Raw genomic sequence first — 19,415 nt, 5'->3', positions numbered from 1 at the left:
GGCAAAATACACGACGTGCTCCGGAGGTCCGGTTTCTGTCTTCAGCGGCTCGATGGTGGGATTTCTCGGCTTCAGAATCGTGCGCAGCGGTACTGTCATTATGCTGCACTCGTCGGTTTCTTTGCCTTCGCGTGTGATGATGGGCTGCCCATCTTCGAGGTCGAGGATTGGAACGGGCCTACCGGCCCATCCGCAATCGGAGCAGAGTGGTCGTTCCCAGAGTATACCCGGTGCCTCAGTATTTTCGCCGTGGCCGGGTTCGAGATGGGGCGAGCCGCAGTTCGGGCATTCTGAAGGCACCCCGCGCAACTCGCGAATGATCAATGATGTCGCCATGCCGATGGCGTGTTGGATCAACGATTGCGCCATGTCGGCATCAATCCACGTGGCCGACTTTGAATGCGTCAGCCAGTTTGAAACCGTCCATGCAGACTCGAGCGCACTTTTGAGGGCCCCGCGACGCTCTTTATTGGTGTCGCCCGGCAGAAGATCGTTGCAGATGATCTCCGTCCACGCTCGGAAGTTCGCACGCTGTGGCGGTGTGTCTGACCACATTGCCGCGTCCTGCGCGACGCCGATCAGCTCGAGTAGCGCCTCGCGGCAGCGAACGCCGACGGCCTGATAGTCCGAGAGGTTTTGCGCTTGTGTCACGGCGGTGCCAGCTTCTTCCATCTTCTCGAAGACAGGACCGAACGGAAGGATGCGTAGATCGCCTTCCTGTTGTTTTTCCGTACGCGGGATGCGGAGCATCAGGCCAATATGGAAGGTCAGAGCAAGGTCCATATTGGGGAATTGCTCCTGAGAGTAGAGGTTTGTGCCGCCCGTGATGACCCACCACCGATCCTTGTTGGTGTGGATGTCCCACACGTCGTGGCGGGTGTTGAGAACGATCTCCGAGTAGACCTTCTGCATGAAAGTCACTTCGAGGTCGGGCGCCTGCCATTCAAAATATTCCCGGACTTCCTCTTCGGTAGCTTTCAACATGATCTACTCCCGCGACGGGCTAGTTGCACCGCGCATGCAAAGGTTTGCGAAAATCTCATCAGTAGACCGATGTCGCTTAGCTTTCAAACCGGCGTGGCAAAGCGGGATGTCCGGGTTGAGGCCCTATGAGCCGCTCGGGGCTGAATGTCCATGTTCGCATTTTGGACGCCTAAAGCCGCCAGTCCGGTCTCGGCCCCAAAGGAGCAGTACGCCGGTTCAAACCAGCGAAACTCACCGATCTTGCCTCCGCATAGATCCTGACGAACTCGTCGTCGGCATCGCCACTGACGGCAGAAGCGAACGCACCTCGGCAAACTTGGCCTTGATATGCTGGACAGTGACAGCCACCTCAGGTGCTAGCTTTCGATCGGCATTGACGTAGAGCGATAGGCTGCTGGTGACGTAGCCGGGGATATCGAGGGGGATAAAGATCAGTTCACCCGATGCAAGTTCCTTGGCAACACCGACGGAGGCGAAAAAACCGACGCCTAATCCTCGCCGTGCCGCTTCGCGCGCAAGCGGCCAGGACGAGGATACGATGCGCGGCTGGTACTCGGCCCCCGTCTCCTGAAATTCGACGTCCGAATGCCTCTGGATCCACATGTCCTGGACCATCAGGACGGGATGCTCGGCGCACTGCGTGAGCGTTAGCGTATTCTCTTTGGCGAGAGGATGGTTTGGCGTGACCACTACGCCTACGCGTACGTTGAGCTGATCGAGAAGTTCGAACTGCCTGTAGCGACGATCGAATGGCAAAAGCGCGATATCGGGATGGCCGAGCTGCATCTGATCTGCCTTGTTGACCACATTGGCATCGGTGACGTTGAAGCGAACCCGAGGATGCTCCTCGACGAGGGACTCGATTGCACCCAGCAACACCCTGATGATGAGGGGAGGTGTGGCGAGAACGCGGACCTCGCCGGCAATCTGTCCGGCAAGGGCGGTAAGCTCGCCCGCGGTGTTGCGCCAGTCCGACAGCGTGCGTCTGGTGTGTCGCAGGAAGACATGACCGGCTGCGGTTAGTCGCATTCCGGTGGGTAGGCGCTCGAACAGCTTGCAGCCGAGCTCGGCCTCCAGATTGAGTATCTGGCGCGTGATCGCGGATGGCGCAACATGCAGGACCTCCGAGGCGACACGGATCGAACCGCTCTCGGCAACCTGCTCGAAGTAGCGCAATACGGCTGCGTGCATGACATCCTCGGAAGCGGTGCCTGGTTGGCGCTATACGGCTCGGAACGGGCCTGAAATCCCCAAAAACCGAGGGTAGGATGGTGTTGCCGACATGGCAACGGGGCGCTCGAAAATTTGAACTTTTTGCGATGCCTTTATTCGACTAGCGTTCTTGTCGGGAACAAGGTCACCATCAATCGATGAGTGGATGGAGGAAAGCAATTATGCAGGACAATCTGCGCATAAGCCGGCGAAACGTGCTCAAATTCTCAGCTGCGGTGGCAGTCGGGTTGGCAGCACCGGCTATCGTGCCCTACCGCGCCCGGGCAGCAGGAACGCGCAAGGTCAATGTCCAGTTCGGCTGGCTCATCAACAGCCAGCACATCGGCGATATCCTCGCCCGCGAACTTGGCTACCAGGAGGAGGAAGGCAACGCGGTGGAAATCAGCGCCGGCGGCCCGAATATCGACTCGGTACCGCTGGTCGCCTCCGGGCAGTACGATATCGGGCAGCAGTCCTCGAGCCCCCAAATCATGCTGGCGGCTTCGAAGGGGATTCCGATCCAGTGCTTCGCGGTGGCGCTGCAAGTCCATCCCTTTGCCTATTTCTCGCTCAAGAGCGCGCCGATCAACACGCCACAGGACATGGTCGGCAAGCGTGTCGGCGTCCAGCCTGCCGGCGGGGCAGTCCTTCTGAGCGCGTTGCTTCGCAAGAACGGGATCGATGAATCCAAGGTCGAGGTGATCACCATCGGCTCTGATGCCAAGCCGCTTCTGTCGGGGCAGGTCGACGCCATAGCCGGCTGGCGTTCCAATGTCGGTCAGCGTGAATTGCTCGGGGACGATGCGGTCGAGCTGCCGCTCTGGGACAATGGCGTGCGTCTGCTGCCGCTTCCCTATTTCGCGACCTCGGAAAAGCTGAACAGCGATCCCGAAGCCTTCGCGTCTTATGTGCGGGCGGCCAGCCGCGGCTGGAAATACGCCTTCGACAATCCGGAAAAGGGGGTCGAGATTCTGGTCAAGGCCTATCCGAACCTGAAATACGAAAACGAGATTAAGGCCATTGGGCTCCTGCGCCAGTTCGCCGGCAGCGAGCTCGCCGCAAATGACGGCTGGGGTGCTTTCGAACCCGCCATCTGGAGCGACCAAATCGAGACATTCGATGAGTTGAAACAGTTCAGCTCCAGCGCGCCGAAGGTCGAGAACGTCATGACCAGGGCCATTCTCGACGCCACGAAAGGCCAGCGCGCGAGGATTGTCGTATGATGCACTCGGTGCCTGAAAGGGCCGGCGCCATTTCTCCGATGCCGAACGAGACACCTGCCGTTCGGCTCTGCAACGTCAGCGTGGATTTCGGTCCGGTCCGAGCCCTGGAGAACGTCAGCTTCGACGTCGCACAGGGCGATTTCCTGACGCTCCTTGGTCCCTCTGGCTGTGGCAAGTCCACCTTGCTGCGGGTGGTTTCCGATCTCATCAGCCCGTCTCACGGCTCGGTGGATGTTCTCGGCGGAACCGCCGAGGCAGCGCGCAAACGGCGCGACATCGGCTTCGTCTTTCAGGATGCGGCGCTGCTGCCTTGGCGCACGGCGCTCGAAAATGTGCGGCTGCCGCTGGAAATCGGTAATGCGGGCGAGCAATCGAACCGGCGTGAACCGGCCGAACTGCTCGACCTCGTCGGGCTCGGCGACCGGCGGGACGCGCTCCCGGGCCAACTTTCCGGCGGCATGCGGCAGCGGGTCTCCATCGCCCGCGCGCTCGTCAATCAGCCGAAGCTGCTGCTGATGGACGAACCCTTCGGTGCGCTCGACGAGATTACCCGCGATCACCTGAACGAAGCGCTGTTGCGTGTCTGGGAAACGACAGGGGTGACGATCATGTTCGTGACCCACTCCATCTATGAGGCGGCTTTTCTCAGCCAGAGGGTACTTCTGCTGCAGGCTCGTCCGGGGCGAACGAAGGAGATGATCGACATTCCCCTTCCGCGGCCGCGTATCTCGGCAACCAAAGACCTGCCGGAGTTCGTGGAAACATCGATACGCCTGCGTAAAGTTCTGGAGACCTGCTGATGCACTCTTCCTCTGTCGATGCCGTGGCAGCAGCCAACATGGCACAGGCCGGCAACGCGGCGCAAAAAACGGGTTTCCTGGAGCGTAACAAGGGCATCGTCCTGCCTCTGGCAGTCTTTGTCGCCACGCTCCTCCTGTGGGAATGGACGGTACGCTTCTTCGACGTCAAGGCCTTCATCGCGCCCGCGCCGTCAACGGTGATGAGCACGCTCGTTTCCGAATTCCCGATGCTTATGCACAATCTCGGCGTGACGGCGTTCGAGTCGATCGTAGGCTTCATCATCGGCAATGTGCTTGCCTGCCTGGTGGCTGTCGCCTTCGTCTACCGGCGCTGGATCGACCAGGCGTTCTTTCCGTTGATCGTCGTCATCAACACCATTCCGCTGGTCGCAAAGGCGCCCATMTTGGTGCTTTTGCTCGGCAACGGTTTCGTGCCGAAGATCATCATCGTGGCCACGATCTGTTTCTTCCCGACGCTGGTGAACATGACGCGCGGCCTGCGCGACGTTTCCGAGCAACATCTGGAGCTGATGAAGATCCTGTCGGCCTCCGAGCGCGAGGTCTTTATCAAGCTGCGGTTCTATGGTGCGCTGCCTTATCTGTTTTCCGCGCTGAAGATCACCGCCTCGAGTGCGGTGGTGGGAGCGATAATCGGCGAATGGATCGGTGCGACCGTTGGTATCGGCGCCCTGATCATCCAGGCCACCTATCAGTACGACTCCGGGATCCTCTATGCGACGATCATCGTGGCGTCAGCCTTCTCCGCGATCTTCTTCGGACTGGTCGCCTGGCTCGAAAAACACATGCTGAAGTGGCGCTTCGACGGCACCAAGTAGCTGAATCTTCAAAACAAATCTTAAATACTGGAGGAAACTGCAATGTCGATTGCACGGGATCATATTGTCGAAAATCAGGGTCGGGTCCCTGTTGTCGCACACGCCGACGTGGTCGTGGTGGGCGGAGGGCCCGCCGGCATCAGCGCCGCGGTGGCCGCATCACGGAACGGTGCCAAGGTCATCCTGCTCGAGCGTTACCCCTATCTCGGCGGCCTTGCCTCGGGCGGCATGGTGCTGGTGCTGGATGACATGTCGGACGGCAAGAACCAGACGGTTCGCGGCATCTGCTCCGAAGTCATCGAGCGCATGGAGAAAATGGGTCTCTGCGTGGTGCCGCCGGAAGCCGAACATGGCTCGAGCCCCGAACTCTACCGCAAGTGGGGTCGCTGGGGCGTCTACCACTTGCACTCCAAGAAGAAGCCGCCGGAAATCTGCCCGGCTGCTGCCTTCGACCCAGATGCCTTCAAACGCGCCTCCAACGATATCGTCATGGAGTCTGGCGTGCATCTGCGCACTCACTCCTGGTTCTCCAAGACGATCGTGGAAGATGGCCGGGCCGTGGGCGTGATATGCGAGACCAAGGAGGGCCGCCAGGCCATTATGGGGTCCATCATCGTAGATGCGTCGGGTGATCTCGACGTCGCAGCCTCGGCAGGCAGTGCATTCACCGCCGGCGCGTTCATCCTCACGACCGTCTTCCGCCTCGGCGGGATCGATACCGACGAGGCCGAACGCTTCGAATATGAAGCGCCGGAAGAATTCCAGAGGATCGACCGCGAGGTGAAGCGCATCCTCGGCGGCAGCTGGGAGAAGTGGTGGCTGAAGACGCCGCTTCCGGGCGTCATCTGGTGCAATTGTCCGCACATGGCCGGGTTCGACGGTTTGAAGGTCGACGATCTTACCAGGGCCGATATCGAGGGCCGCCGCCGGATGCATGACGCAATGGACTATGCGAAAGCGCATCTGCTCGGTTTCGCCAATGCCTATTTCATAGACGTGGCCCCGCAGCTTGGCGTGCGCCAGACCCGTCTCCTGCAAGGCGAGTATGTCGTCACCAAACAGGACGTTCTGGAGCGCAGGTATTTCCACGATACGGTCGCTCGTGGGCGTGACTACTATTATCCCTACCGCTCGTTCCTGCCGAAGGGCATCGACAACCTGCTGGTAGCCGGCCGGCACTATTCGTCCTCGTCCGATGCGCAGAAGATTTCCCGCGAGATTCCGCCATGCATGGCCATGGGCGAGGCGGTCGGCGTGGCAGCGGCAGTTGCCCTGAATGCCGGTGTTAACGTGGCCGATGTCGACATAGCCAAGGTTCGCGCACTGCTACGAAGCCAGGGCGCCGATCCCGGCGATGCACCGGTCGACGCACCGGTCGCCGAGATGGCCCTGTGACGGCAGCTGGAGAAAAGCACATGGACAAGCGAGAAATGCCCCAGCCGCTGGAAGGCGTGCGCGTCATCGACTTCACGCAAGTGATGTTCGGCCCCTGCGGCACGCTGGTGCTGGCCGACTACGGCGCCGACGTCATCAAGATCGAGAAACCCGGTTTCGGCGATCTGATCCGCCATTCCTTCAAGGAAGACCCAGAAGGCATCGAGAATGYCGTCTACCGTTCGGTCAACCGCAACAAGCGCTCGATGGAGGTCGACGTCCGCAGCGCAGAGGGCCGCCAAGTCATCTACGATCTGGTGAAGACCGCAGACGTCGTCGTCGACAATTTCCGGGCAGGCGTGATTGACCGCCTCGGCTTTAGTTACGACGTTCTGTCGGAGATCAACCCGCGCATCGTCTGCGCCTCGGGCACCGGTTTTGGCGGCACCGGCCCGCTCGCCTATAAGGGCGGGCAGGACATCCTGCTTCAGGCGCTGTCGGGCGTCATGGCGCGCAAGCCCAACGCGGACGCCGCGCCAGCGGTCTTCGCCACGGCGCTGTGCGACTATACGGCCGGCATGCATCTTGCCCAGGCGATCATGCTGGCGCTTCTTCAGCGCGAAAAGACCGGCCGCGGCCAGAAGGTGTCGGTTGCGATGTTCGACTCCATGCTGGCAATGCAGATGCAGGAGGTGGCTGTCTGGTTCAAGGACGGCCGCGAACTCAACTGGGGAGACCGTCCGCTGAGCGGCGTTTTCCCCACGACCGATAGTGCGATCGTCATCGTCGGCGCCTTCAAGGAAAACCCCTTGCAGCTCATCTGCCGGGCGTTGGGTCTGCCCGATCTGTCGCAAGAGGTGAAGTACGCAGACATTACCGGCCAGATCGCCCATAAGCCGGAGCTACAACGCCTGTTCCGCACGACGATTGCCACCAACACGACCGCGCACTGGCTCGAGCGCTTCGACGAGCAGGATATTCTCTGCGCGCCGGTGCTAGATCTCGGCGAGGCCCTGGATCACCCCCAGACCGCTGAAAACGGCAAGCTCGTCACCACCGAGAATGGCGAACGGTACTTCGGTTCGCCGCTCGGTTTGCAGAAGGGGGCTTTCCGCTTGCGGCACGACCCGCCGCGCCTTGGCCAGCACACCACGGAGATCCTGGCAGAGCTGGAAATCCGTTCAACACCGGCGATCGACACGGCCGGGCCGGTTCGAACGGCAAAGCGCGCGTAAGTCAGGCTGCTACCGCCCCGCAACGCAATGACGCCCGCCGTCCGGAATGGCGCCGGGCCCAGAGGTGAAATGACAAAATGACAGTCGTCTGCGAAGTGAAAGACCATCTGGCGCGCGTGACCATCGACCGGCCGCAGGTGATGAATGCGGTCGATGCGGAAACGCAAGCCGCGCTGGTCGATGTCTGGAACAAGATCGAGGCAGATCCGGATGTGCGTTGCGTGGTGCTGACAGGCAGTGGCGAGCGCGCCTTCAGCGCTGGCGCCGACATGAAGAGCGGGTCGGAAAAGCGAGGGCTCGAATATTGGGCCTCGATGCTCGGTGGAGGTTTCGGCGGCATTTCCACCCGCACCACGCTCAATGTTCCCATTATTGCTCGGGTGAACGGGCTGGCGCTCGGCGGTGGCTTCGAGATGGTGCTTGGCTGCGACATCGTGATTGCATCCAGCGCAGCCTCCTTCGGCTTGCCGGAACCGCGCTTCGGCAGGCTGGCGCTCGCCGGCGGCATCACCCAGTTGTCCCAGCGCATACCGCGCGCGATCGCTATGGGCATGTTGCTGACCGGTGCACGCATCGACGCTGCGGAAGCCTATCGCGTTGGGCTCGTCAACGAGGTCGTGGAGCCGGACCAACTGGATGCAGCGGTGGACCGGTGGGTGGCAGGCGTGCTCGCCTGCGCGCCATTGTCGCTGAAGGCGGTCAAGGAAGTGGTTCGCGCGGTCGAGCAATATGGCGCTTACGATGCCAGCGGCATGCGATTGCCCGCCCTGATGACTGCTCTCGGCAGTACCGACCAATACGAAGGCGTGACTGCCTTCCGCGAAAAGCGCGCGCCCGTCTGGCAGGGTCGGTAGGTGGGATATGCCTTATGTGATTACCACGGCCTGCATCGACGTGAAGGACGGCGCCTGCCAGGTGAGTTGTCCGGTCGACTGCATCTACGAGGGCGGGGCAATGATGTACATCCAGCCCGAGGAGTGCATCAATTGCGGACTGTGCGTCTCAGTCTGTCCGGTCAAGGCGATCTTTGCCGAGATCGACCTGCCGGATGACCTCAAGCCCTTCGAAGAGGTCAATGCCGCATTCTTCAGCGATGCGGTGACCGGATGGGGTTCGCCTGGCGGCATCTCGCTCGTACCCAAGAGCACGAGCGACCATCCCTACGTCCTGAATTTGCGCAATCGCCTTTCATAGGAAACGACGAACGATGAGCCTTTCCAGCCCAGATATTTTCGGCAACTACATCGGCGGCGAATGGATGACTGGCGGCGAATTGGCCGAAGACATCAACCCTTCCGATACGCGGGAGGTTGTCGGCCGCAGCGTGCGGGCGACGCGCGCCGAGGCTGACGCTGCGATCGCCTCTGCCCGACAGGCATTTGCCCAGTGGTCCCGTTCCGGCCTGCAGCAGCGCCACGATCTTCTGAAAAGGATCGGCGACGACATCCTCGCCCGCAAGGACGAGATCGGGCGCTTGCTGTCGCGAGAGGAAGGCAAGACGCTTGCCGAGGGCATTGGCGAGACGGCGCGGGCAGGGCAGGTCTTCCTGTTCTTCGCTCAGGAGGCCTTGCGGCTTGCCGGCGAGAAGCTGCCATCGGTTCGTCCGGGCATCGAGATCGAGATCACGCGCGAACCGGTGGGCGTCATCGGTATCATCACGCCATGGAATTTTCCCATTGCCCTACCGTCGTGGAAGATCGCCGCGGCCCTTGTTTATGGCAATACGGTCGTCTGGAAGCCCGCCGATCTCGTGCCGGCGACGGCGAACGCACTTGCAACCATCGTCGAGCGGGCAGGTTGCCCGAAGGGTGTCTTCAACCTGGTCAATGGCCGAGGGGCGGTGGTCGGGGAGACAATACTCGCCAATCCCAACGTTGCCGCCGTTACCTTCACCGGGTCGGTCCAGACGGGTGCGCGGGTGGCTGCCGCCTGTGTGGCCTCGTTCAAGAAGATGCAGCTCGAAATGGGCGGCAAGAACCCGCTTGTCGTGCTTGACGATGCCGACCTCGACATTGCGGTGGAATGCGCTGCCAACGGCGCCTTCTTTTCGACGGGGCAACGCTGTACCGCATCCTCCCGCCTGATCGTTACCGAGGCCATCCACGATCGGTTCGTTGCGGCGCTGATCGAGCGCATGAAGTCCCTCGTTGTCGGCGATGCCCTGGATCCGGCGAGCCATATCGGTCCCGTCGTCGATGAGAGCCAGCTTCGACAGAACCTCTCTTATGTCGAGATCGGCCGCGCGGACGGCGCCACGCTGGCGTTCGGCGGCGAGACGTTCGACGCCGGAAAGCCCGGCCATTACATGCGCCCGGCGCTGTTCACCGATGCGAACAATTCGATGCGCATCGCGCGCGAGGAGATCTTCGGACCGGTCGCCTGCGTGCTGCGCGTGAAAACCTACGAGGAGGCGCTTGCCGTGGCGAACGACACGGTATTTGGGCTTTCGGCTGGCATCTGCACGACCAGCCTCAAGCATGCGAGCCATTTCAAGCGTAACGCCGAGGCCGGCATCGTCACGGTGAATCTACCCACGGCTGGGATCGACTTTCATGTCCCGTTCGGAGGCAGAAAGGGGTCCAGCTACGGCCCACGCGAACAGGGTCGCTACGCGGCCGAATTCTATACTACGGTCAAGACTGCCTACGTGCTGCCTGGCTGAACGGAGGAGGAGAGAGACATGACAGACAGACTGAACGAACAGGCAGAGGGCGTTTACGCCATCTGTGTGACGCCATTCACCGACGGCGAGGCGGTCGATCTCGACAGCACGCGCACGATGATCGACTTTTATCTGGAAAAGGGCTGCTCGGGACTCACGCTGCTCGGCATCATGGGCGAGGCGCCGAAGCTGACGGCTGAGGAATCGCGCATCTTCGTCAAGACGGCGGTGGAGGCCACGGCCGGCCGTGTGCCGCTCGTCGTTGGCGTTTCCAGCGGCGGCCTTGCCTCGCTGCGTGAACTTGCCCATGACGTCATGGCGCTTGGCGTGGCCGGGGTCATGGTGGCGCCGCCTGGCCATCTACGCTCCGACGACCAAATATTCAGCTACTACGAATCCGTCGCCGAAGCGCTCGGGCCGTCCATTCCCTTTGTGCTTCAGGATTATCCGCTGGTCACTGGAGTGCAGGTTCCGGTCCAGGTCATTGCCCGTATCATCGATGCCATTCCGACCTGCGTCATGGTCAAGCACGAGGATTGGCCCGGCCTCAACAAGATCAGCGCCCTGCGCAAACGGGAGACCGAGAGTGGGTTGAGGAGGGTTTCGGTGCTGGTCGGCAATGGCGGGCTCTTCCTACCGGACGAACTGACGCGCGGTGCCGACGGCGCGATGACCGGTTTTGCCTATCCGGAAATGATGGTCGATGTCGTTGCGGCCCATGCCCGCGGCGAGGTGGCACGCGCCCACGATTTTTTCGATGCCTATCTGCCGCTCGCCCGCTACGAGCAGCAGCCGGGCATCGGCCTGGCGGTGCGCAAGCATATCCTGGCGCAGCGTGGCGCCATCAAGTCGCCAGTCATGCGCAAGCCGCGCCAGCTTCTCAACGCGCTGGACCTAAAGGACATCGCCTTCCTGGTCGAACGCCAGGCGCGCTATCTCGAAAGGATCGGCTAATATGGAACTCGGCTTGTCGGGCAAGAAGGCTCTCGTTCTGGGCGCCAGCCGGGGCCTTGGTGCCGCCATTGCGAGATCGCTGGCGATGGAGGGGGCAAATGTCTATGCAGCCGCGCGGAACACTGACCGGATCGCCGAATGGGTCGCAACGCTTCCCGCGGAAAAGGAGGCGGCAGTCACCTCCTTGCGTCTCGACCTCGCCGATCTTGCCTCGGTGGAGGCGTTGGCACGGCAGATTGATGCTGCCGGTGGTGTCGATATTCTCGTCAACAACAGCGGGGGACCAGCGCCATCGAGTGCGGAAAACGCGCCGCGTGCCGACTGGATCGCTCAATTCGAGGCCATGACAGCCAACGTTATCCATCTCACGCAGGCGCTCCTGCCAGCTATGAAGAAACGCGGTTGGGGACGCATCGTCACGATTGCGTCCTCCGGTGTCGAGCAGCCCATCGCCAATCTGGCCATTTCCAACGGAGTGCGCGCTGCATTGGTCGGGTGGTCGAAGACACTGGCTGGCGAAGTTGCGGGGCACGGCATCACCACCAACGTGGTGTTGCCAGGAAGGATTGGAACCGAGCGGGTCGCTTCTCTCGATGCCAGTGCCGCGCAACGGACTGGCACCGACCCTGTGGAAGTTGCGCGTCAGTCGGCGGCGACCATTCCGGTAGGCCGGTATGGCAGACCGGAGGAGTTTGCCGACGTGGTGACATTTCTGGCAAGCGAGCGAGCGTCCTACGTGACAGGTTCGCTCATAAGGGTCGACGGGGGAATGATACGTTCGATCTAGCCTAGTTGCGAGGTCTCTGCTGCCTGTGACCCTGCCTTTCGGCATCGATAGCTTCCAAGCCGGGTGGCTGAGAGTCATGCGTGAAGTGAGGATCGTACGCTGTCGTCAGCACGGTCATCTGGGGGCTATCTTTCGGCGGGTCAGCGACGCTGTTCCAGACAGCATCAGCCAGGGCCGCGGGCTAGTAGGCAGTAGGGAACTTGCACAGGGCACGAATGGCGGCTTATCGCCGGATGTTCCCAAATCCGGACCATCTGCAAACGGCCCCCGCTCTGCCGTCCGTGGGAAACCGAACGAATGGCAAGTTTCGCGCGGCGACGGAGGCACCCCGAACGGCGACAATGAGGTCGTTTGCTGCCAAAGGTCACCAGTCGCCACGCAGCGTCGAATTCGGGGTGGGAAACGGACTGGCGGGTTTCCAATCGGCTGGCCAAAAAGCAGCCTTGGTCGCGACGGTAACGTTTCTACCACAAGGCGAGGAGCGAACCTTCATATCCGTCCGTCATACTCTACTTTCCTTCATTCGGCCTCCATGAAGTCGAACGGCTTTGCAGGGACGAACTGGCTCGATGCCTCGCCGGCAAGGACACGGGCCATGTCCACCCCGAGATCCAGTTTGCGGACATGCGCGCCTTCGGAGAAGTCGAGCTTCTTCAAATCCACCCAGAAAACGTTGGGTGACGTTGCCGATTCGCCATAGAAAAGCATGCTCTTCTGATCCGCCACCACACGCCAGCGGGTCGTGGAAAGGTTAGGTGCTTCGGGAATGCTTACGCCATAGGGTGCCGAAGCGTTGCGGATAACGCTGAACACAGCAGCGGCGGCAATCCGAGGGTCGTCGCTTTGGGTCACCGCATTGATGTAGAAGCCGGCGCGCACAAAACGGTCTTCGGAACGGCCACTGCCGGGGAGGAATTTGAGGGAGTCGACCGCGCTCCAGTATCTCTGGTTGGCGAGCTGGTCGCCATAGGGCGGGTCGTTCGTTACCACCTGATACGCGCGGTCATGATGGATGCTAAGCTTTCCGTCGATCCACTCAAGAACGGCACTGTCACCGGTGGCATCGGAGAGCGTCAGATGCAGCGGTGCGAGACTGCCTGGACGGCCCGGCACCTCACCGCTTACCACCTCCACGGCATGGCTGCGCGCGTATTCGACGCCCTCCGAGACCGTTGCGAACTGATCGAGGTAGAACTGCGCCCAGATCGAGAGGGACATACGAGGCGTCGTCCCGTCGTCCTCCGGGAACTTTGTGGCGTTGAGCCATAGCAGGCTGGCGTYGAGGCCGGCTTCGTTCATGCCGTCGACCGTAGAGATGTCATAGCCGGAGACGGCCAGGCTGCCGAACTTCGATGTCCATTCCATCGAACGCGAACCGGCGGCTCCATTTCGTTTCATCCCGCGAGGAAAGACCCAGAAGTTGCTGACCATCGGATCCTTGAAGTCCATGTTGCGGCCCGTGAGATTCCGCCCGTCAGGCCCCTGATAGACGACCCGTGTGCAGGCCTGGGCCTCGGCGGTCAGCAGCGCCGCAGCGGCAGTCAAGGCGGCTAGAATGCGTGTGAATCGAGACATGTTGAACACCAATCCGTAAGAAAACTGCGCGAAACCTTTGCCGATCAGAACCGATAGGTCATGCCGAGAACCGGGCCGCTGAGGCGCGTGTCATAGACGTGACCGTTGTGATCGTAATCGACGTCGAGCACCTTGTAGCCCACGGAGGCGGAAAGGTGCTCGCTGAAGACGTGGTTGACGGTAGCCAGCGCCGACCATGTGAGATCGGAACCAGCGCCGAAGCCACCGATGTCGGCCTGCCCCTGAAGGGACAGCTTTTCCGTTAGGGGAAGGAAGGCGCGCAGGCCGACCAGCGGATCGACCCAGCCGAAGCTCTCGTCGTGGCTGACGGACCCGCTTATACCGCCAAGGCTCCCGGTAAGCTTTACATCGTTAGAGATGTACCAGAAGCGCGCGCCGCCAAGGGCATCGAGGGTGAACTGCTGCGTATCGATGACCCGGTAGCCGCCCATCAATGTCGCGGTGAATTGTTTCGTATCGACCTTCGCATCGATGTTGCCGCCCGACGGTATCACGCCGACGCCGGGGATCGTGAATGCCGGCAGCGGTCCGGTATCGTGGCTGTCCGTCGTATCGACATACATGATGTCGCCCGAGAAGACCAAGCGGTCGTAGCGTCCCCAAATATTGACGAAACCGCCGAAGTTTAGGTCGTCTATGACGTCGGAGAATGACTTTTCGACGCCGATGGTCGGGGCCCGCCCGAACGGCGAAATATGTCCATCGAGGCCGGCCGCCCACATATAGGGCGTGACCTGCAAGGCCCAGTTTGGAGGTTTCACCAGGCCGTGATCTTCCGGCACGTCGAGGGTAGCGTCCGCGCCATATACGGAATGTGCGCTGCAGAGGGATAAGGCAATGACAACGGCATACCAAGGCGACAGAACCGCGCCTATGCGGGCGAAGATTGATTGCTCTTGGCGATTGCGACAGGCGGAGTCCCGAGCCTGGATCAGGTGTTGATAATTTTCGCCAAATCGCAACAGCACGATAGCCCCACACTAATTGCAACTATGTTACGTAGACTGACGAAGTTCGTTAAAATCAGTTGTGTCGAGCGCTGTGTGTCCTGGTTTTGCAGAGTTCCCAAAAACCTGCGACAGATATGATCCAAGACCACTGCGATCTGCAAGGTCCGCTTTAAGCGTTCTCCCCTCCTGCCATGAATAGCAGAGATGAGGTCGGTAGTTGCCCCTAGCAACCTCGAAGCGGACACGTTCACCGTTCACCACCTTCGCCTTTGGAAAAACGGCCTGCACATCAGCAGTACTCGCCCAATGCGAGCCTCGCGTTGCCTTCCTTCTCGGCCATTGCATCGCTTGGCCCCATTGTCCACGAACCTTACGCCGCAGACAATGTGACAGCGCCGTGGCCTAGACGGAGAGCTGTGGGACGGCTGCGAGCAGCATCTTCGTGTAGGCGTGGGCAGGTTCGTCAAACAGCGTGCTCACCTCCGCCTCCTCGACGATCTCACCGCGCCGCATCACCACGACGCGGTCGCAGAGGTGGCGGACCACGGACAAGTCATGGCTGATGAACAGCAGCGTCAGATTCAGGCTGCGGCGCAATGTGATCAACAGGTTGATGACCTGCGCCTGGATCGAAACGTCGAGCGAGGCCACCGGCTCGTCGCAGACAATCAGTTCGGGCTGCATGGCCAGCGCGCGGGCAATGGCGATGCGCTGGCGCTGTCCGCCGGAGAACTGGTGCGGATAGCGGTCGGCGAGCACAGGGTCAAGCGCCACCGCCTTCAGCCAGCGGTTCACATAGGCGCGTGCTTCGGCGCGGCTGCACAGACGGTGCGCGATCGGACCTTCGGCCATGGACTGGAAGATCGTGCGGCGCGGATCCAAAGAAGCGTAGGGGTCCTGGAAGATCATCTGCACATTCGTGCCAAGCTTGCTACCGTCGGCGCGCACGACGCGCCCGTTGACACGCACCGCTCCGCTGGTCGGGCTGTACATGCCGCAGACGATGCGCCCGAGCGTCGACTTGCCGGAGCCGGATTCGCCGACCAGCCCAAGCACTTCACCACGCGCGATAGTCAGCTTGGCGCCGTTGACCGCGTGCACGACCGGCGACGGCCTAGCGAGCCCCAGCCGCTCGGCCAGACGGAAGCGACCCACTGGCTGCTGGAAGATCATGTCGACGTTGTCGACCTGCACGAACGAAGCATCCGATCCGGAGGGCTCGGTTGCGGGAACGGCGGTGGCCGGCGCATCGATCGGCCCCGCCGCCTCGGTCGTGGCCGAGTTCAGCAGCTGGCCGGGCTTGGAGCGCGACGGCAAAGCATCGAGAAGTTCGCGCGTATAGGCGTGTTGCGGCGCGCCAAGCACCTGATCCATTGGACCCGACTCGACGATGCGGCCATGGCGCATGACAGCGACTTTCTGCGAGATCGACGAAACGACCGCCAGATCGTGACTGACCCAGATCATCGAGATGCCGAGCTCGGCAACGAGCGCCTTGATCTCCTTCAGGATGTCGGCCTGCACCGACACGTCGAGCGCGGTCGTCGGTTCGTCGGCGATCACCAGCTTGGGGTTGTGCAGCAGCGCGATTGCGATGGCGACGCGCTGSCGCATGCCGCCGGAGAACTGATGCGGATACTGGTCGACCTTGTGCTCTGGGTCGACGATGCGCACCCGTGCCAGTGCCTCGACGGCGCGTCGCCTGACCTCGGCGTCAGAGGCCTTGTTATGGGCGCGGATCGCCATGCCGATCTGGTCGATGATCTTCAGCACCGGGTTGAGGGTCATCATCGGGTCCTGGAAGACCATCGAGATTTCGCGACCGCGGATTTTGCGCAGCTCCGCCTGCGGCAGGCCGACCAGCTCTCGTCCATTGAGCCGGATGGAGCTGCCGTCCTGTATCTTGCCCGGCTGATCGATCAGCCCAATGATGGAAAAGCCGGTGATTGATTTGCCCGAACCGGACTCGCCGACCAGTCCCATGATCTCGCCCTTGGCGAGAGAAAAGGAAATGCCGTCGACCGACTTCACCACACCGCGCTCAGTGTGGAAATAGGTTCGCAGGTTCTCGACCTGGAGCAGTTCGGTCATTTACGCAGCCTCGGGTTCAGCTGGTCGCGGACCTGATCGCCCACGAGGTTGATCGCCATGATGAGGATTATCAAGGCCAGGCCAGGATAGATGGCGATCCAGTAGCGGCCGGAGAGCAGATACTGGAAACCGTTGGCGATCAGCATGCCAAGCGACGGTTCGGTCGGCGGCAGGCCGACGCCAAGGAAGGACAGGGTTGCCTCAAGCGAAATGGCGGAAGCGACCTGAACCGTGGCCACCACGATCAGCGGCGGCAGCGAGTTCGGCAATATGTGGCGAGTGACCACGAACCAGCCGCTCATCGGCACCGACAGCGCCGCCTGGACATAGTCCTTTTGCCGTTCGGCCGCGGCCGCGCCATGGGCGGTGCGCACGAAATAGGCGTATTGGGCGAAGACGAGCGCCAGGATTAGCTGGGCCTTGCCCTGACCGAGCAGCGCCGCGATGACAAAGGCCAGCAGGATCGCCGGGAAGGAAAGCTGGACGTCCACGAGCCGCATGACCAGGGTCTCGGTACGGCCCCCGACATAGGCTGCGGAACAACCGACGATCGCCCCGATGACGAAGGCGATCGCGCCGGCGATCAGCCCCATCTCGAGCGAGATGCGCAGGCCGTAGATGATCGCCGACAAAAGGTCACGGCCCTGGCTGTCGGTGCCCAGGAGGTAGTGCATGCCATTAGCCCCGACATGGCCTGGCGCTTTGCGCGCGTCGCGCAGCACCAGCGATTTCAGGTCGTAGGGATCTTGCGGCACGACCAGTGGCGCAAAGATCGCAAGCAGCGCGATGACGACGACCACGAGCAAGGCGACGACCGCCACCTTGTTGCGGGAGAAGATGCGCCAAAATTCGCGCAGCGCCGATGGCGCGACAGGGGCTGTGTTGACCTGCGGCTGGACGGTGGACATGTCAGCGCCCCTTGTGACGCAGGCGTGGATCGATGACCGCATAGGCCAGATCGACGCTCAGGTTGATGACTACGAACAGGACGGAGACCATCATCAGGTACGTCACCATCACCGGCCGATCGAGCGAGGCGATGCTGTCGATGATCAGCTTGCCGAGCCCCGGCCAGCTGAAGATCGTCTCGGTCACCAGCGCGAAGGCGAGCGTCGAGCCTAGCTCGAGGCCGAAGACCGTGACTAGCGGAATGGAGATCAGCTTCAGGACATGGCGGTGCAGGATCGTGCGCTCCGGGATGCCGGCGGCGCGCGCGAACTTGATGGTGTCCAGCATCATCACCTCGCGCGTTCCCGCAGCAGCAAGCCGGCACATCATCGACATCTTGAACAAAGACAGGTTGATGACGGGCAACAGCAGGTGCGCCCAGCCATCACGCGTCAGGAAGGAGAACGGGATGCCGAACAGCTCGGCAGTCTGGCCACGGCCGCCAGCCGGCAATGCGCCGAACTGAACCGCAAAGACCATGATGAGCATCAGTCCGATCCAGAACGTCGGGACCGAAAAGCCGAGGATCGAGCCGGCCATGATGACCTTCGACGCCAAGCTGTCGGGCCGGTAGCCGGCATAGATGCCGAGTGGCACGCCGACGACCGTCGCCAAAAGGACCGCGGTGACAGCAAGCTCGAGGGTGGCTGGAAGCCGCTGCAGGATCAGTTCGCCGACCGGCATGTTGAACACGAAGGAGCGGCCGAAATCGCCGCTCAGCATATTGCCGACAAAGTCGGCATATTGTTTCCACAGCGGCTGGTTGAGCCCGTACTCCTCGATCACGCGCTGCCTTATCTCCTGCGTCGCGTCTGGCGAAATCAGCACATCGATAGGGTTGCCGATGACAAAGACACCGACGAAGACGAGGATCGACATGACGATGAGCACGATCAGCGCCTGTGCCAGTCTGCGAAGAACGAAGCTGGTCATCTGAACGCCTTCCGGGCCGTGGGTCGGAAATACATGACGGGCCGCCTCTTCTGTCGCCGCTTGGCGCACCGGGCCCAAAGGCTAAACGATGCGTTGATCCAGTATTCAGAGCGTCCTCTTGGTCCTTGCAGACGCAAGGCGCGCCCTAGTGCCAGTCGTGCTCGATTTCGTGCCGGGTCTCTTCGACGCCGACCTCCCAGATCGCCATCATGTCGGCGTCCGGCCGCTGGAATACGCCGTGATAATTGCCCTCGCCGATGCGCTCACGTTTGCGGCCGGCATCCACGCGTGCGGACGCGGCGAAGTCGATGCGTTCCTTCTGGAAATTCGGGATCGGGGCGCCCTCCAGCCGGGTCCAAGGGAAGTTCTCCATCCAGCTGGCATGACTGGCGGCAGGGTCGATCTCGACCACTTTTCCCATCGTCTTGGGCGCGCGCCACCAGTCGTGGAGCTTGACCGAGGTGTCGCGATGGCTGTTCATCCACTCCGACAGCAAGGGGTTGACCGGCGTGTTTCCGCCATGGCCGTTGACGATCAATATGCGTCGGAAACCCGACCGGTAGATGCTGTCCAGAATGTCTTCGATGACGTTGATGTAGGTTCGCAACGACAGCGTGATCGTGCCGGGGAAATCGGCAAAGCCGGAGGCCATGCCATAGGGCAGGCAGGGGAACACCGGCACGCCGAGCGGTTCGGCCGCCTCCACCGAAATGCGCTCCGCCAGGATCATGTCGGTCGCCAGGCTGAGATAGGCGTGCTGCTCGATCGAGCCGATCGGCAGGACGCAGCGGTCGTCCTCTTTAGCTGTCGCCTCGACCATCGCCCAATGC

General features: G+C 61.6%; 17 protein-coding genes and 1 pseudogene. 10 read left to right on the top strand and 8 right to left on the bottom strand.

The genetic code is table 11. The annotated features are described in order from the left end of the window. Together AC1DWF_RS20760 and AC1DWF_RS20755 are read right to left on the bottom strand one after the other, a co-directional pair. A pseudogene (locus AC1DWF_RS20760) lies at nt 1-984 on the bottom strand (gamma-glutamylcyclotransferase); the annotation flags it as partial. A 231-nt stretch (nt 985-1,215) separates the two neighbouring features. After that, nucleotides 1,216-2,175 (bottom strand): LysR family transcriptional regulator, encoded by a 960-nt coding sequence (locus AC1DWF_RS20755; protein WP_476842007.1) that lies wholly within the window; start codon nt 2,173-2,175, stop codon nt 1,216-1,218. Between the two features lie 203 nt (nt 2,176-2,378). On the opposite strand from AC1DWF_RS20755, the gene AC1DWF_RS20750 reads away from it, so the two are divergent. The 10 genes from AC1DWF_RS20750 to AC1DWF_RS20705 all read left to right on the top strand — a co-directional run bounded on the left by AC1DWF_RS20750 (nt 2,379) and on the right by AC1DWF_RS20705 (nt 12,067). Beyond that, a complete protein-coding gene (locus AC1DWF_RS20750) occupies nt 2,379-3,419 on the top strand; it encodes an ABC transporter substrate-binding protein (RefSeq protein ID WP_476788587.1) in 1,041 nt (346 codons plus the stop codon). After that, nucleotides 3,416-4,219, top strand: coding sequence for an ABC transporter ATP-binding protein (locus AC1DWF_RS20745; protein ID WP_476788588.1), 804 nt, complete (start codon nt 3,416-3,418; stop codon nt 4,217-4,219). Before AC1DWF_RS20750 ends, AC1DWF_RS20745 begins: the two co-directional genes overlap by 4 nt. Beyond that, nucleotides 4,219-5,055 carry an ABC transporter permease gene (locus AC1DWF_RS20740; RefSeq protein WP_476785687.1) on the top strand — a complete coding sequence of 279 codons (837 nt, stop codon included), beginning with the start codon at nt 4,219-4,221 and terminating at the stop codon, nt 5,053-5,055. The genes AC1DWF_RS20745 and AC1DWF_RS20740 overlap by 1 nt, the downstream gene beginning before the upstream one ends. Nucleotides 5,056-5,097: 42 nt before the next feature. Then, the gene (locus AC1DWF_RS20735; RefSeq protein WP_476785686.1) at nt 5,098-6,450 is read left to right on the top strand and encodes an FAD-dependent oxidoreductase; all 1,353 of its coding nucleotides are present in this window, start codon (nt 5,098-5,100) and stop codon (nt 6,448-6,450) included. 20 nt (nt 6,451-6,470) lie between these two features. After that, nucleotides 6,471-7,664 (top strand): CaiB/BaiF CoA transferase family protein, encoded by a 1,194-nt coding sequence (locus AC1DWF_RS20730; protein WP_476842006.1) that lies wholly within the window; start codon nt 6,471-6,473, stop codon nt 7,662-7,664. Nucleotides 7,665-7,741: 77 nt separating this feature from the next. Then, entirely contained in the window at nt 7,742-8,518 is a 777-nt protein-coding gene (locus tag AC1DWF_RS20725; RefSeq protein WP_476788590.1) for an enoyl-CoA hydratase-related protein, read from the top strand. 7 nt (nt 8,519-8,525) lie between these two features. After that, the gene (locus AC1DWF_RS20720; protein ID WP_476786642.1) at nt 8,526-8,858 is read left to right on the top strand and encodes a 4Fe-4S dicluster domain-containing protein; all 333 of its coding nucleotides are present in this window, start codon (nt 8,526-8,528) and stop codon (nt 8,856-8,858) included. A 13-nt stretch (nt 8,859-8,871) separates the two neighbouring features. Continuing rightward, nucleotides 8,872-10,326 (top strand): aldehyde dehydrogenase family protein, encoded by a 1,455-nt coding sequence (locus AC1DWF_RS20715; RefSeq protein ID WP_476788591.1) that lies wholly within the window; start codon nt 8,872-8,874, stop codon nt 10,324-10,326. 18 nt (nt 10,327-10,344) lie between these two features. Next, nucleotides 10,345-11,280 (top strand): dihydrodipicolinate synthase family protein, encoded by a 936-nt coding sequence (locus AC1DWF_RS20710; RefSeq protein ID WP_476788592.1) that lies wholly within the window; start codon nt 10,345-10,347, stop codon nt 11,278-11,280. A gap of 1 nt (nt 11,281) precedes the next feature. After that, nucleotides 11,282-12,067 carry an SDR family oxidoreductase gene (locus tag AC1DWF_RS20705; protein WP_476788593.1) on the top strand — a complete coding sequence of 262 codons (786 nt, stop codon included), beginning with the start codon at nt 11,282-11,284 and terminating at the stop codon, nt 12,065-12,067. A gap of 519 nt (nt 12,068-12,586) precedes the next feature. On the opposite strand, the gene AC1DWF_RS20700 is transcribed toward AC1DWF_RS20705, so the two are convergent. From AC1DWF_RS20700 to AC1DWF_RS20675, 6 genes are all read right to left on the bottom strand, one after another. Next, the gene (locus AC1DWF_RS20700) at nt 12,587-13,651 is read right to left on the bottom strand and encodes a linear amide C-N hydrolase (RefSeq protein WP_476842008.1); all 1,065 of its coding nucleotides are present in this window, start codon (nt 13,649-13,651) and stop codon (nt 12,587-12,589) included. Nucleotides 13,652-13,686: 35 nt separating this feature from the next. Then, a complete protein-coding gene (locus tag AC1DWF_RS20695) occupies nt 13,687-14,502 on the bottom strand; it encodes a porin family protein (protein WP_476785428.1) in 816 nt (271 codons plus the stop codon). Between the two features lie 513 nt (nt 14,503-15,015). Further along, the gene (locus AC1DWF_RS20690; protein ID WP_476788595.1) at nt 15,016-16,704 is read right to left on the bottom strand and encodes a dipeptide ABC transporter ATP-binding protein; all 1,689 of its coding nucleotides are present in this window, start codon (nt 16,702-16,704) and stop codon (nt 15,016-15,018) included. Then, entirely contained in the window at nt 16,701-17,612 is a 912-nt protein-coding gene (locus AC1DWF_RS20685; protein WP_476788596.1) for an ABC transporter permease, read from the bottom strand. Before AC1DWF_RS20685 ends, AC1DWF_RS20690 begins: the two co-directional genes overlap by 4 nt. Nucleotide 17,613: 1 nt before the next feature. Further along, nucleotides 17,614-18,585 carry an ABC transporter permease gene (locus tag AC1DWF_RS20680; protein ID WP_476784806.1) on the bottom strand — a complete coding sequence of 324 codons (972 nt, stop codon included), beginning with the start codon at nt 18,583-18,585 and terminating at the stop codon, nt 17,614-17,616. 145 nt (nt 18,586-18,730) lie between these two features. After that, nucleotides 18,731-19,415, bottom strand: a 685-nt coding sequence (locus tag AC1DWF_RS20675; RefSeq protein WP_476842005.1) for a creatininase family protein, incomplete at its 5' end; no start/stop codon positions are given.

It is taken from the genome of Aminobacter sp. P4_D5, assembly GCF_056401815.1.
Note: the sequence above shows the minus strand (reverse complement) of the source record. Positions and strands in the feature narration are given on the sequence as shown.